This is a genomic window from Microbacterium paulum (assembly GCF_015707995.1).
GTDB classification, from domain to species: Bacteria; Actinomycetota; Actinomycetes; order Actinomycetales; family Microbacteriaceae; genus Microbacterium; species Microbacterium paulum.
This window is the reverse complement of the sequence record NZ_JAAGRY010000073.1, coordinates 1-14034: the sequence shown is the minus strand read 5'-3', so window position 1 is coordinate 14034 and position 14034 is coordinate 1. Positions and strand designations below refer to the sequence as shown.

Sequence of the window (14034 nt, the reverse complement as noted above, 5' to 3'; positions counted from 1 at the left end):
CGGGCCTCCCGCACCGCCCGGACCACCGCCCGTGCCCGGGCCGCCCATGCTCCCCGGGCCGCCAGACGTGCCCTGCCCACTGGTCGTGCCCTGGCCGCCGGTGGTGCCTTGCGAGCCCGTGGTGCCGCCTTGTCCGCCGGTCGCGCCCTGGCCGCCGGTCGCGCCCTGGGAACCCATCGTGCCCTGACCGCCCATCGTGCCTTGACCACCGCCCATCGTGCCTTGACCACCGGGGCCGCCTTGGCCGCCGCGTCCACCCCCGCCGCCGCCCATCGACGAGACCCCGCCCGCGGTCGGATTGGTCGAGTTCGGCGTCGCGATGGTCACCGCCGACCACACTGCGGGCGTGAGCAGCATCGCGACGACGGCGACGATCGCGGTGAGCATCGTCTGCTTCTGCGTCCGTCGCTCGCGCAGGATCAAGAAGACGGCGACCGCGGCGATCACGCTCTGCACGGCTGCTGCGGCGAACGAATAGGCGGTTCCTGCGATGAAACTGATGCCGATCGCGGTGACGGCAGCCGTGATCGGCAGCGCGAGCTGCGCCCACAGCACGCCCCGCTGGCGTGCGACGGCGAAGGCGGTGCCGACCAGCAGTGCCATCGGAACGGCGAGGGCCGCGGTGTAGAACTGGTGCATTCCCGCAACGACCGAGAACATCGTCGCGAACGTCGCGAACCACACGGCCCCGAACACCGTGAGCGGCAGGCGGAAGCGCAGCGCGATCAGGATCGCGATCGAGAGCAGTGCGACCGGCAGAAGCCATCCGATCTGGGCCGCGAGGGCTTCGTTGAGCAGCCGCACGATCGACGGATCACCCGAGAAGGGCGGCGTGAACGAGCGGTAGGCCTCGGTGTCGGCGGTCGAGCTGCCGAACCGGCCGAGGCCGTTGTAGCCGAACACCATCTCCCACGGGCTGTTCGACAGGGTGCTGCCGATGTAAGGGCGCTCGGATGCCGGGATCAGCGCGACCACGACGATCCAGGCGAGCGAGAGCGCGAGGCTCACCGCGCCGGAGATCGCCAGGTGCACGAGGCGCTTCAGCCAGGGTTGCCGCGTGCACAGGTAGGCGGCGGCGAGCGCGGTCCATACGGCCCACGATTCGAGCATGTACGTCTGGAACCCCGCGGCGATGAAGACCCCCGCGAGCACGAGCCAGCCGAGGCTCCGCCGGTCGAGTGCTTTCGTCGCCGCCCAGGCGGTGAGGGCGAGGGCGAGCACGAAGAACGTCTCGGGCTGGTTCGAGCGGGCGACGGCGATGAGGACGGGGGTCGTGGCGACCACGGCGCCCGCGACGATACCCCCCACCGGTCCCGCCCAGCGCCGCGCCGTGATCGCGGTGATCACGGCTGCGCCGGTGGCCGCGAGGACGTTCGGCACGATGACCGCGGCGGCCGAGAAGCCGAACAGTCGCGCCGAGAGCGCCGGAATCCAGAACGACCCGGGGATCTTGTCGAGGGTGACCGTGCCGGCCGGATCGACCGAGCCGAAGAAGAAGTTCGGCCAGCTCTTGCTCATCGACAGGGCGATCGAGGCGTAGTACTCCGACATCGAGCCGCCGACACCCCACGCGGTCAGCGCGAAGGTGACGACGGCGAGAGCCACGAGCGCCCAGACCCAGGGGCCGGGGCGGCGGCGAGCGGTCGCGGTGGCCGCGACGTAGGGAACGGTGGGGAGGTGGCATCCATGATGAGCACGGTGGTCACGCAAGAACTGCTGTGCCCACCGATCCCGAAGCGTTCGCTATGAACTCGCTGGGATGCCTCGTCGCGCCGCCGCGCCACGTCGCCGGTTTGGCCGCGCCCTCTCGGTGGGCTAAGCTAGACCCTCGGTACGACTTCGGTCGAATGCCCTTGGGGTATGGTGTAATTGGCAACACGGCGGTTTCTGGTTCCGTTGTTCTTGGTTCGAGTCCAGGTACCCCAGCAAGAGTACTCTCCTCCGATCAACGGACGATCCGACTTTCTGCTTCTCGTTTCAGCCCCGCTTCCGGCGGGGCTTTTTCGTGCCCGCGCACCAGCTGACGTCCGCCCCGATTCGTGTCGCAGGCTGCCGGCCTGAGGTGTCGTCGCTTTGCATCTGGATACCCCCGGGGGTATTCTCGAGACAACCGACGCAGAGAGCGACGGGGGAGAAGGGTGCGACCGTGAGCGCGAGTGTCAACGCCGAGGGGCGCGGCAGGAAGATCGTGATCGTCGGCGGTGTCGCCGGCGGGATGAGCTGCGCAGCGCGTGCTCGCCGCCTCGACGAGACCGCAGAGGTCATCGTGCTCGAGAAGGGCGAGCAGGTGTCGTTCGCGAACTGCGGACTGCCGTATTTCGTCGGCGGCGAGATCGCCGACGAACAGTCGCTGCTCGTCCAGGCCCCCGCGTCGCTGCGCGCCGCGCTCGCGCTCGATGTGCGCACCGGCAGCGAGGTCGTCTCTCTCGACACCGAGACCAAGACCGTGACGGTACGCACCGGCGATCGTGAGAGCGAGCTGTCGTACGACGCGCTCGTGCTCTCGCCGGGCGCCACGGCGCTGCGGCCGCCGATTCCCGGGCTCGACTCCCCCCGCGTGCGGACGCTCCGCACCGTCGACGACGCCGTCGCCCTGCGAGGCGACGTGCTCGGGGGTGCCCGGCGTGCCGTCGTGCTCGGCGCAGGATTTATCGGCGTCGAGGCGGCCGAGGCGCTCGCGCACCGGGGCCTCGAAGTGACCCTCGTCGAACTCGGCCCGCACCCGCTGCCGCCGCTCGAGCGAGAGCTGGCATGGCTCGTCACCGAAGAGCTGCGCGCCCTCGGGGTGGATGTGCGCACCGGGGTCGCCGCCGAGCGCGTCGATCACGACGACGACCTCGACACGGTGATCCTCGCCGACGGAACCCGCCTGCCGGCCGATGTCGTCGTGCTCTCGGTCGGCGTGCGGCCCGACACCGCCGCGTTCGGCGCCGCCGGCATCGCCCTCGAGCGCGGGGCGATCGTCGTCGACGGCCACGGCCGCACGTCGGCATCCGGAGTGTGGGCGGTGGGCGATGCGACCGTTTCGGTCGACGGGGTCACCGGCATCCGTCGCCCCGTCGCGCTCGCGGGACCGGCCGCCCGGGCGGGCCGTCTCGTCGCCGATGACATCCTCATGCCTGACGACGCGCGTCCCGTGCCGCGCCCGCTCGGCACGGCGATCGTGCGGGTCGGCGGCCTCACCGCCGCGCTGACGGGGGCCAATCGCGCCGCGCTCGAAGACGCGGGCATCGACTACCGCACCCTGCACCTGCACCCGAATCAGCACGCGGGGTACTTTCCCGACGCCTCGCAGGTGCACCTCGTCGTGCACGTCCGTGTCGACGACGGGCTGCTCCTCGGTGCGCAAGCGGTCGGCGCCGACGGGGTCGACAAGCGGATCGACGTGCTCGCCACCGCCATCCGTGCGGGAATGCGCGTGGACGACCTGATCGATCTCGACCTCGCGTACTCGCCGCCCTACGGCCAGGCGAAAGACCCGGTCAACCTCGCCGGCATGGCAGGGCAGAACGTTCTCACCGGCGTGCTGTCGCTCTGGTACCCGCACGAGCTCGAGTGGGTGCGCCGGAACGCGCTGCTGCTCGACGTGCGCACCCGGGTCGAGTACGCCACGGGGCATGTGCCGGGGTCGCTGAACATTCCGCACACCGAACTGCGCGAGCGGCTCGACGAGGTGCGCGACGCGGCCGACGGTCGCCCCGTGCGCGTCACCTGCCAGTCGGGCGTGCGGTCGGCGATCGCCCACCGGGTGCTCACCCAGGCGGGCTTCGATTCGGCCTCGCTGTCGGGCGGCATGCTGACGCTTCGCGCGTGGCTCGGTGACCTGCACACCGACGTGCTCGAAACGGGCGACGTGCCGGCGCTGGTCTGACGCGCCTCCGACGCGCTCCACCCCACACGACGTAACCCTCACCCCGACGAAAGCGACCGAGATGACCCGCTCAGATCCCGATGCCCGAAAGCGCACCCTCAACCGCCTGCGCCGCGCCCGCGGTCAGCTCGATGCCGTGATCGCCGCCATCGAGGAGGACCGCCCCTGCCGCGAGATCGTGACCCAGCTGTCGGCGGTCTCGAGCGCCCTCGACCGGGCCGGCTACACGATCGTCTCGACGGCCATGCGGGACTGCATCACCGACCCGGAAGCGGCGCGCGACGAGCAGGGGCTCACCACCGAAGAGCTCGAGAAGCTCTTTCTCATGCTCGCGTGATCGCGCGCGAGGACCAGAACAGGAACGAAGGAGAAACGAATGTGTTACGCCGTCACCTGCCGCACGTGCGGTAAGACGACGTGGTCGGGCTGTGGTCAGCACGTGGATCAGGTCATGCGCGGGGTTCCCGCCGCACAGCGCTGCGCAGGTCATCAGAAAGAGGCAGGTCACCAGAAAGATAGCAGCGGCGGCATGTTCGCCAAACTGTTCGGCCGGTGAGTCCGCGAGCCGTCGTCTGATCGCCGCCGGCGGCGGCCGCCCGCACGTTGACGCGCCGCGCCGCGCGGGGTGATCATGAGAAACCCCGCCGTTTCCGCGGGGCGAGGCAGCGAGCCGATCGTCGGCTCTGGATTCCGGGCGGATGTGGTTCATGCTCTCTCCGCTGGCGCCGCTCCGGCGCGCAGAGGTCGTGGCGGCCGGGCCTGCGGGGCTGCTCTTCGTCGCGCTGTGGGTCGCGGTCGTCACCGGCGCGGCGCCGCTCGCGGCGATAGACCGCGGCGGCGCCGACTGGGGAACGCGAGAAGGCGCCGCCCACCCCTGGTGGGTGCCCGTGTGGACCACCGTGTCTGCGGTGCTCGGGCCGGTGACCTTCCGCGTGGCCGCGGTGGTCGCCGCTCTCACCGCGGTGGCGCTCGCGTGGCGCGGGGTCCGGCGCGGCGTCGCGGGGGCGTCGGCCGTGGCATCCACTCTGCTGTTCGCGTCGGTCACCGTGCTCGTGGGCGGGCTCGTGCCGGTCGTGGTGAAGGCGATCGTCGACCGCCCGCGGCCCGCTGGGGCGCTCGTCGACGCACTGCAGTCGTCGTTCCCGTCTTCTCACGCCTTCGGCGCCGCCACCGCCGCGCTCGTCGTCGTGACCGTGACGAAGGGATGCCTCGCGCGCGCGACGCACCGGTGGCTCGCCGCCCTGGCGTGCGCGCTCGTCGTGCTCGTCTGCATGGCGCGGGTCGCGCTCGCCGTGCATTACATCAGCGATGTGACGGCCGGGGTCTGCCTCGCCGTCGTGTGGGTGTGCGTCGCCCGGTCGCTCTGGTGGGTTCTCAGCGCCTCTTCCGCCGCGCCGGGGTGATGACGGTCAGCGCCCGGGGGAGTACCTTGGCATCCAGCCGCGAGATCTCCTCGCCGAGCTCGCCGTCGCGGGCGATGCGGTACGGGCCGTCGGGCAGCTCGAGGTGGTACTCGGCGTCGGAGAACTGCTGGTAGCGCTTGTTCCGGGCGACCCGACCGGTGAGCAGGTCGAGCAGCACCCGCGCCCGCGAGGCGGGGCGCGTCACGCCGAGCACGCGCAGGTCGAGGCGGCTGTCGTCGAGCGCCGCGCGGTACACCGGCGCGAAGCCGCGCGGCTCATAGCGTCCGTTGCCGATGAACAGCAGGCTGAACTTCGCGTCCACCGTCTCGCCGTCGAGGTCCTGCACCCGCACGCGGACCGCCTTGCCGCGCCCGAGCGTGCGGATGGCCGCGATCACCGCGGCGAGCGGCTTGCTGATGCGGCGCTCATACTTCTCGCGGATCGCGACGAAGTCGGTGTAGGCGCCGATCGAGGCCGTGTTGACGAAGATCGTGCCGTTCGCCTCGCCGAGGTCGACCTTGGCGTAGGTGCCGGCGTGGATCGCGTCGATCGCCGCCTTCAGCGGGAACATCCCGAGGTCTTTCGCGAAGTGGTTGAACGTGCCGGCGGGGAAGACGGCGAGCGGGATGCCGTGGTGCATCGCCGCGGCCGCCGCCTGCTGCACGGTGCCGTCACCGCCCGCGACGGCGAGCACCTCGCACGACGCGGCGGTCTCGCGGATGACCTGGCCGTAGTCTTCGCCATCGCGGCCGAGTTCGACGATCCGCATGCGCGGGAAGGCCTCGTGTACCGCGGGCAGGATCTTCGCGGCGCGACCCGACCCGGACTTCGGGTTGATGACGAGCGCGATGCCCTCGCCGTCGGGGTTCGGCGTGCCCGCGTGCACGGACAGGTCGTCGCGGGTGGGGTCGATGTGCTCGACCGGCACGGGGCGGGTCGTGAGCCACGCGATCGTCTCGCCCAGCGCGAAGCCGGCGAGCACATCGGACGGGTAGTGGGCGCCCGTCGCGACACGCGAGAAACCCACGAGGCCGGCGAGCGTGCGCAGCGGCACAGACAGTGCGGGCCACTCGGCGGATGCCCCCGCGGCGAACGCCATGGCGCTCGCGGAATGTCCGCTCGGGAACGACGTCGACTCGGGAATGCGATGAGCGAGCCGCTGGGCGGGCACCTGCGTGATCGATGGGCGGGGCCGGCGGTGGATGCGCTTGGACACCTGGTTCGCGATCAGGCTCGTGATCGCGATCGAGACGAGACCGCGTGCCGCACCGAGTCGAGCGCGCGCTCGCCCCGAGAGCACCATCAGGCCGGCGATCGCGATCCAGAGGACCGAGCGGTCGGCGGCACGGGTGAGCCGCGGCATCGTAGCATCCAGCAGCGGGCTCTTCGTGCCCGCGATGGCGTTGAACGTCGCGACGTCGAGCGTATCGATCTGGCGGCGGACGCTCCGCCACCGCCGGGTGTTCCCCGGATCGGGCGTGTGCGTCTTGCGCTGAGCGCTCTGCTTTCGCACCATCATGCCTCCCGGTCAGGCCATTGCATCGCCGATGTAGCTGTACTTGAGGAACACCTCGCTCGCCCATCCTGCCTCTTCGAGCACGCCTTGGACCGCAGCCAGCATGTATCGCGCATCCCACCCCAGGTACAGATAGCGGGGGTCATCGCCCCCCGCGATCTGGTCCCACTGCCCGTTCCAGGCCATGGCGGGGTAGACGGGGCCGCCGCGGCGGGCACTGAAGTCGAGCACGGCCTGACGTGAGGCCGGCGACTCGGCCCATAGCCGCTGGAAGATGCGGGTGAACAGATACCGGATGTCCGGAACCTCCCAGTGCTCGCCGCGGAACTCGACGTAGTCGAACTCGCGCTGCCACCCGCGCGGCCAGCCGCGCCGCACGCGGGCGTCGAGGATCGGCGTGAGGTTGTCGTCGTCGATGCTGACGACTGCCGGCCGCGCCCAGACCTGCAGGAAGATATCGGTGAGGCGGGCGGTGCGCGCCGCGATCTCCGCCGTCGTCCACTCCGGCACCGCGGCGACGTCGGCGGTCAATGGGATGCCACTCGAGGCATACACGCGTCGCTTGTCGGCGAACGAGGCGTCGAACGCCCGGTCGGCGAGCGGCTCTTCGAGCAGCGTCAGATTGCCGAGCGTCTGGGCGAGGGCGCGGAAGCTGTTCTGCTCGTCATCGCTGAGGTCGGCCCACCGGCGCTCGCCGCCCGGCGACCAGTCGTCGCCGGCGGCGACGGGCACGACGTGATCGATCTCGAGCCCCGACGCGTTGTCGATGCCGGCCAGGCGCCCCAGCACGTACCGCGCGTGCGGCAGATCGCCGTACTTGAGGCCGACGCGGGTGCGCTCGTCGGAGGGGGTGATGCGGGCGATCGCGTGCACGAGGGCGTCATCGCCTTCGTCGGCAGCCCGGCACAGTCGTGCCACGAGGCGATCGGTGGAGATGCCGACGATCGCACGGCGCAACAGCAGCGACTGCACCTGCTCGAGGGAAGCGATCAGCTCTTCGGCGCCCCGGCGCCCGTGCAGGTGGTCGCCGTAGAGGCGCAGCAGGAGCGGGGCGAACCCGGCACCGAAGGTCGCGAGGTAGGCGAACTGGCGACCGATCCGCGCGTCGGGGGTGCGCGAGGGGTCGAGAAGCAGGCCGTAGATGCCGGCGTACTCGCGCCACTGAGCGGCGCTCGTCCGGAGCGTCTCGACGCCGAGCCGCGGGAACCGCTGCCGGAACGCGTCGTAGACGGCCCGGCCGCCGGAGGGCACCTCGCGCCCCGTCAGCATGACGAGGTAGTGCCGCCAGAATGCACCGATCTGATCGCCCGTGGCTTCTTCGATCGGCAGCCAGAACTCGTTCTCGATCTCGGTCTGCTGCTCATGCGTGAGGCCCATCAGCACGTAGTTGTGGATGAGCTCGTGGTCGCGCAGCGGCTCGCCGGTGGAGTTCAGGCTCTCGAACGTCTGCTGCGCGTTCGCATCCGGGCCGAGCGTGATCGATACGTGCTCGAGCTTCTGCAGGCCGCGCCAGATGCTCGCCGCCTCGCCCGGGCGGATCTGACTGCGGAAGAACGCGTAATTGTCGTCGAAGCGCGACTCGCGACCCTCGTCGCCGGGCCCCCGCCGATCGTGGACGACGCTCTCGAACACGTCGGCCCAGGCACGGTGGGGTCGCAGTTTGGTGCGCGCCGGATCGTCGCTCTGCACGAGCACGCGCGAGAGCTCGGCAGCGAGATCGGGATCTTCGGCGCGCAACGTGTGCTGCAGCGCCGCGATGAGCAGCATCAGCGTCGTCAGCCGCTGCTGCCCGTCGATCAGCACGAGGTGCGCGCCCGTATCGGCGTCATCGGGGCCGGCGGCAGTGGAGAGGATCGATCCGATGAAATGCGTGTCCGTGGCATCCGCCGCCGACACCGCCCGCACGTCGCTGAGCAGCTGCTCGCAGCCGCCGATGTCCCACCGGTACTGCCGCTGATAGACCGGTACCACGATCATCGTGTCGGATGCCGAGAGCCACCCGATCGTGTTGACGGCGGTCGCCTGCACGTGGGCGGCGGCATCGGTGGGGACGGGGGTAACAGTGCTCATCGTCAGAAAAACGCTCCTCGGAAACCTCGGTCGAGTCTAATCGCGTCCACAAACCGGCTCTGTAGGCTTGCCTCAGTCGGGCCTGTAAAAACTTCGCTCGTCCGACAGAAAGGGCATGATCCGTCATGGCATACATCAAGAGCGCGGCTCTCGAGGAGACCGGCTACGTCGTCCTCGATCCGTACGGCAAAGAGATCGATCCCAAGGAATGGCTCGACGTCGATTACGTCGACTGGAAGTCATCGGGCGACACCCGCTTCGCGCCGCTGGCCTCGGCCAAGGGCGAGATCGAGTGCAACGGCTTCTGGAACCACAAGCCGCCGCGCACCGACAAGGACGGCGTGTGGATCGACTCGCAGACCGCCATCGCGCCGACCCTCACCGAGCGCGCGCTCGAGCCGGGTGCCAACGTCGGCCGCTGCCGCATCATCGAGCTGCAGCCCAACACCTACGCCGACTGCCTCTACAACCTGCACCAGGACGACAACAACCGTCTCAACCCCGACGGCACCGGCTGGGTCGTCCGCGGGTTCTTCAACCTCACCGACGACAAGACGAGCTACTTCGTGCTGCGCGAGAACCGCACCGACCCGAGCGAGGAGACGCGCATCGCCCTCCCCGCCGGCGCCCAGCTCATCGTCGACACGCAGCGCCTCTGGCACGCCGCCGCGCACTACGGTGACGAGCCCCGCTACTGTCTCATCACGTCGTGGGAGTCGGGCCCCGAGCTCGACGCTTACATCGCCAAGTACAACGGCGTGAACAAGGTCGAGAGCTACCCGGTCGACCAGGAGACGCTGGATGCGGGGCAGATCGAGCAGGAGCGTCGCATCGCCGCCCGGGCCGCCGCGCTCGCCGCGCGCGGCCAGCAGGAAGTGAACGTGATGAGCGAGGCCTGAGCCTCACCCGTCGCAGAAAGGGTCCCGGCCGATCGGTCGGGACCCTTCTTCGTGTTGTACTGCGTGTTCTGCCGGCGGGCGAGGCTCAGGCCAGGCCGAGCTCGCGCACCCGGCTGCGGTGCGACAAGCGGTGCGCGACCCACAGTGCCACGGCGACGAGGCCCGCGATCACGACGCCGAACAGCCACGGCATGAGGCCGGGCGTCAGCCCCGACGTTCCCGCCTTGAGGGTGCCCGTGCCGTCGGCGATCTGCGAGTTGCCGTCGGCCAGCGAGGCCGCACCGGTGGCGAGGTCGCCCGAACCGTTCGAGAGCTTGACGGTTCCCGCCGAGAGGCTCGCCGCGCCGTTCGCCAGGTTGTTGAGGCCGCCCGACAGGTTCGCCGCACCCGACGACATCCTCTGGGTGCCCTCGGCGAGCGACGTCGCACCGGCCGACAGGCTGTCTGCGCCGGCGGCGAGGTTCTGCGCGCCGGAGCTCAGCGCCAGAGCGCCGTCGGAGAGCGTCTGAGTGCCGGATGCCAGCGACCCGGCGCCAGCGGCGAGGTCGCCCGTGCCGCCCGCGAGCTGGGCCGCGCCGGCGTCGAGGACAGCCAGGCCTGCCGACAGCGTGCTCGCGCCCTGGGCCAGTGCGGGGGCGCCCTTCTCGGGGTTTGCGAGCGCGTTCGTGCCCGGCCACTCCTTGCCGTCGCCGCCTGCCATCTGTCCGAGGCCCGCGGCGAGCTGCTCGGCACCGGTGGCGACCTGGTTCGTGTAGTCGGCGGCCGAGAGCATTCCGCCGGCCAGGGCAGGCCCCTTGGCCGCGATCGGCGCGAGCGCCTCGATCTGGGCTTGTACGCCCGCGGCGAGTCTGTTCACGACGGCGGGGTCGGGGTCGTTGTCGGGGTTTGCATCGGTGAGCAGGCCGACGAGCTGGGTGAGGGCCTGCGCATTGGTCGGCGCGGACGTCGCGTTGTCGCCGATCGACACACCACCGTCTACGAGGCGCTGCAGGTCGGCGGAGGCGAGATACGGCGAGAATCCGTTGGCGATGTTCCGTGCACTCGTTGCGAGAGTGCCGCCCTTACCGGCGAGGGTGTTCGCGTAGGTGTCGGCGCCGACGACGCCCTTGGCGAGGCTCGCCGTCTTCTCGGCAAGGGTTTTCGCACCGGCCGAGGCGTCTTTTGCGCCCGCGGCGACCTTGGCCGCGCCCGCGGCGGCGGTCTGCGCGCCCCCCGCGAGCCGCTGTGCCCCGGCAGCGGCCGAGGCTGCGCCATCGCTGACGCTCGACGCGCCATCCGAGGCGGAGCTCGCGCCGTCGGCGAGACTGACCGCTCCGGTGGCGAGCGACTGCGCACCCACCGCGGCGCTCGTCGCGCCCGACGACAGGCTGGCCGCTCCCGTCGAGGCTGCGGCGGCCCCGGCATCCAGCTTCTGGGCGCCCGCCTCGAGGTCGTCGGCGCCGTCGGCGAGGGTCTGCGCTCCGGCGGCCAGCTCTTGCGAGCCTCCCGCGGCCTGACCGGCGCCCGTGTCGAGCTGCCCGGCGCCCGCATCGAGCTTCGCGGCGGTGAGCAGATACAGCGTCGTCATCGTCAGCAGCAGCACGGCGAGCACGGCGACCGTGATGCGCATGCCCCAGCGGTGGGTATGGATGGTGTGACTCGTCATTGAGGACTCCGTTGTCTCGCGCCCGCATCATTGCGGGCGTGGATGGGCGCGTCTCTCGACTACCGGGCGCCGTCTGCCCGGGTGCGGGCAGGGCGGATGGCTGCGGATCGGGGATCCTCCCTGGCGCCACGACCGGTGGGTCGAGCCCAGGTGCGTCGGGAGAGCGAGTTGACGCTAACAGCAAGACGTCCGTCGGGGGAGAGGACGGAAAAACCTCTGCGCAGTGGAACCAAGTTCCACAGATGCTGACCTCGAGTGTCTTGTCGATGCTCTACAAGAACCCCCGCAGATCGGTGTCGAGGATGCTTCCTGCAAATCTTTCTGTGAATGCTTGTGAATATCTGTGTATGTGTTGTAATCTGTGGCTGTCTCAAGGAGGAACTCGTGTACGCAACGGAGCGGCAGCAGCTGATCGAACACCTCGTCTCGGCCGAAGGTCGTGTCGCGGTCGTCGATCTCGCCAAGCGATTCAGCGTGACCACCGAGACCGTGCGTCGGGATCTCGATCAACTCGAAAGCGAAGGATCGTTGCGCCGCGTGCACGGCGGAGCGGTCGCGCGCACCCGCGCCAGCACCGTCGAGCCCTCTCTCGCCGAGCGCACGCTGCGCGGAGGAGAGGCCAAGCTCGCCATCGCGCGCCGAGCGCTGCACGCCGTGCCGCCCGACTTCGACGGGTCGGTGTACCTCGATGCGGGTACGACCACTGCCGCGATCGCGCAGCTGCTCACGCAGCGGCCGGCCACTCGTCTGCCTCTCGAGGTGGTGACCCACTCGATGACCGTCGCGCACCTGCTCGCCGGCGCGCCGGGGCTGAGCCTCACCGCCATCGGCGGGCGCGTGCGCGGGCTGACCGCCGCCGCCGTCGGGGCGCAGACGGTCGACGCGATCTCGCGCCTGCGGACCGACATCGCCTTCATCGGCACGAACGGCCTGTCGGCCGACTTCGGCCTCAGCACCCCCGACCCCGATGAGGCGGCCGTGAAACGAGCGATCCTCGCCGCGACGCGGCGCACCTTCGTCGTCGCCGACGCCGCCAAATACGATTCCGAACTGCTGGTGTCGTTCGGGCGCCTCAGTGACATCGACGTCGTCGTGACCGATGAGGCTCCGCACGGGGCGCTCGCCGATGCGCTCGCCGTCGCCGAAGCGGAGGTGTGGGTCGCATGATCGTCACTCTCACAACGAATCCCTCGCTGGATCGCACCGTGGCCCTCGACGCTCCGCTGCGTGTCGGCGAAGTGCAGGCGGCCGGCTCGGTGCGCGAAGACGCCGGGGGCAAAGGCATCAACGTCACCCGGGTGCTGCGCGGCTCGGGCGCCGAGAGCATCGCGGTGCTGCCCCTCGATGCGCACGACCCGTTCGGTGCCGTGCTGCAGGCGGCCGACGTGCCGTTCACGCCCGTCGCCGTCCAGGGCGCCGCGCGCGCCAACCTGACGCTCGCAGACGCCGACGGCGTCACCACCAAGATCAACCTGTCGGGCGTCCGCCGTTCCGCTGCCGACGGTGCGGCCCTCATCGACGCCGTGGTCGCCGCCGCGGCGGGGGCGCGCTGGCTCGTGCTGGCCGGATCGCTGCCCCCGGGGCTGCCCGACGACTTCTACGTCGACGTCATCGCCGCGGTGCGCGCTGTGCCGGATGCGCCCCGGATCGCCGTCGACACCTCGGGTGCCGCCCTCCGCGCCGTCGTCGAGCGGGGCGCCCCCGATCTCATCAAGCCCAACGACGAAGAGCTCGCCGACCTCGCCTCCGTCGCCCTCGACGACGGCGTGCCGCTGCCCGAAGCGGTCGCCGTGGTCGCCCGAGGCCTCGTGCCCGCCCGCGTCGGCGCCGCCTTCGTCACGCTCGGCGGCGACGGCGCCGTGCTCGTCACGGCGGACGGCGCCTGGTTCGGCACGCCGCCCCCCACCCGGGTGCGCAGCACCGTCGGCGCCGGCGACAGCTCCCTCGCGGGGTTCCTGCTCGCCGAATCGACCGGCGCGAGCCCCGAGGAGTGCCTGCGCAGCGGCATCCGCTACGGCTCCGCCGCCGCGGCCCTTCCGGGCACGCAGGCCCCCACCCCGGCAGACCTCCTGCCCGGCGACGTGCCGGTGCGGGCGCTGCCGCCGAGATAGACCCGCACACCCCATCCCGATAAAACACCGACCACTGGAGGTCACCGTGTCCGAGATCATCACGCCGGCGCTCGTCAGCCTTGACGAGCCGCTCGGCACCGACAAGAGGGCCGTCATCGACGCGCTCGCCGCGCGTGTGGCGCAGACCGGTCGCGCAAGCGACGCGGCGGCGCTCGCGGCGGATGCCTGGAAGCGCGAGCAGACCGACGAGACCGGTCTTCCCGGCGGCATCGCGATTCCGCACGCGAAGAGCCCGGCCGTGCGCGAGGCGACCCTCGCGTTCGCGCGCCTGAAGCCGGGCGTCGACTTCGGCGCCGGCGACGGCCCCGCCGATCTCGTCTTCCTCATCGCCGCGCCCGACACGGCGGCGGAGGAGCACCTCGCCGTGCTGTCGCGCCTCGCCCGCGCGTTCATGCGCGAGGACTTCACGGCGGGGCTCCGCGCGGCGACGACCCCCGACGACGTCGTCGCCCTCGTGCAGGCGACGGTCAGCGACGCGCCGCCCGCGGCGGCCGCCGT

Annotated in this window: 12 protein-coding genes and 1 tRNA gene; 9 read left to right on the top strand and 4 right to left on the bottom strand. The window is 71.0% G+C overall.

Features of this window, described 5'->3' with window-relative positions:
- A partial coding sequence (locus G3N18_RS13975; protein ID WP_196384882.1) for an ArnT family glycosyltransferase occupies positions 1–1710 on the bottom strand: 1710 nt, incomplete at its 3' end.
- 144 nt (positions 1711–1854) lie between these two features.
- Between G3N18_RS13975 and G3N18_RS13970 the strand changes: the two genes are divergently transcribed.
- The 5 genes from G3N18_RS13970 to G3N18_RS13955 all read left to right on the top strand — a co-directional run bounded on the left by G3N18_RS13970 (position 1855) and on the right by G3N18_RS13955 (position 5274).
- Positions 1855–1926 (top strand) — tRNA-Gln (locus G3N18_RS13970).
- 220 nt (positions 1927–2146) lie between these two features.
- Positions 2147–3871, top strand: coding sequence for an FAD-dependent oxidoreductase (locus tag G3N18_RS13965; protein ID WP_338038604.1), 1725 nt, complete (start codon positions 2147–2149; stop codon positions 3869–3871).
- 61 nt (positions 3872–3932) lie between these two features.
- Entirely contained in the window at positions 3933–4208 is a 276-nt protein-coding gene (locus G3N18_RS13960; RefSeq protein WP_196384881.1) for a metal-sensitive transcriptional regulator, read from the top strand.
- A gap of 39 nt (positions 4209–4247) precedes the next feature.
- Positions 4248–4427, top strand: a complete 180-nt coding sequence (locus tag G3N18_RS16210) for a hypothetical protein (RefSeq protein ID WP_230404195.1) — start codon at positions 4248–4250, stop codon at positions 4425–4427.
- A gap of 151 nt (positions 4428–4578) precedes the next feature.
- Positions 4579–5274, top strand: a complete 696-nt coding sequence (locus tag G3N18_RS13955; protein ID WP_196384880.1) for a phosphatase PAP2 family protein — start codon at positions 4579–4581, stop codon at positions 5272–5274.
- Here G3N18_RS13955 and G3N18_RS13950 read toward each other — a convergent pair.
- Positions 5246–6793 carry a bifunctional phosphatase PAP2/diacylglycerol kinase family protein gene (locus G3N18_RS13950; protein ID WP_230404194.1) on the bottom strand — a complete coding sequence of 516 codons (1548 nt, stop codon included), beginning with the start codon at positions 6791–6793 and terminating at the stop codon, positions 5246–5248. The genes G3N18_RS13955 and G3N18_RS13950 overlap by 29 nt on opposite strands.
- 9 nt (positions 6794–6802) lie before the next feature.
- Positions 6803–8860 (bottom strand): DUF262 domain-containing protein, encoded by a 2058-nt coding sequence (locus G3N18_RS13945; RefSeq protein ID WP_196384879.1) that lies wholly within the window; start codon positions 8858–8860, stop codon positions 6803–6805.
- Between the two features lie 125 nt (positions 8861–8985).
- On the opposite strand from G3N18_RS13945, the gene G3N18_RS13940 reads away from it, so the two are divergent.
- Positions 8986–9759, top strand: coding sequence for a hypothetical protein (locus G3N18_RS13940; protein WP_196384878.1), 774 nt, complete (start codon positions 8986–8988; stop codon positions 9757–9759).
- 85 nt (positions 9760–9844) lie between these two features.
- Here the strand turns inward: G3N18_RS13940 and G3N18_RS13935 are convergent, their stop codons facing one another.
- Positions 9845–11404, bottom strand: coding sequence for a YhgE/Pip domain-containing protein (locus G3N18_RS13935; RefSeq protein WP_196384877.1), 1560 nt, complete (start codon positions 11402–11404; stop codon positions 9845–9847).
- 384 nt (positions 11405–11788) lie between these two features.
- Between G3N18_RS13935 and G3N18_RS13930 the strand changes: the two genes are divergently transcribed.
- The 3 genes from G3N18_RS13930 to G3N18_RS13920 all read left to right on the top strand — a co-directional run.
- Positions 11789–12571, top strand: coding sequence for a DeoR family transcriptional regulator (locus G3N18_RS13930; RefSeq protein ID WP_196384876.1), 783 nt, complete (start codon positions 11789–11791; stop codon positions 12569–12571).
- The gene (locus G3N18_RS13925) at positions 12568–13515 is read left to right on the top strand and encodes a 1-phosphofructokinase family hexose kinase (protein WP_196384875.1); all 948 of its coding nucleotides are present in this window, start codon (positions 12568–12570) and stop codon (positions 13513–13515) included. The genes G3N18_RS13930 and G3N18_RS13925 overlap by 4 nt, the downstream gene beginning before the upstream one ends.
- 46 nt (positions 13516–13561) lie before the next feature.
- The coding region (locus G3N18_RS13920) for a fructose PTS transporter subunit IIA (RefSeq protein ID WP_196384874.1) at positions 13562–14034 on the top strand (473 nt) is incomplete at its 3' end.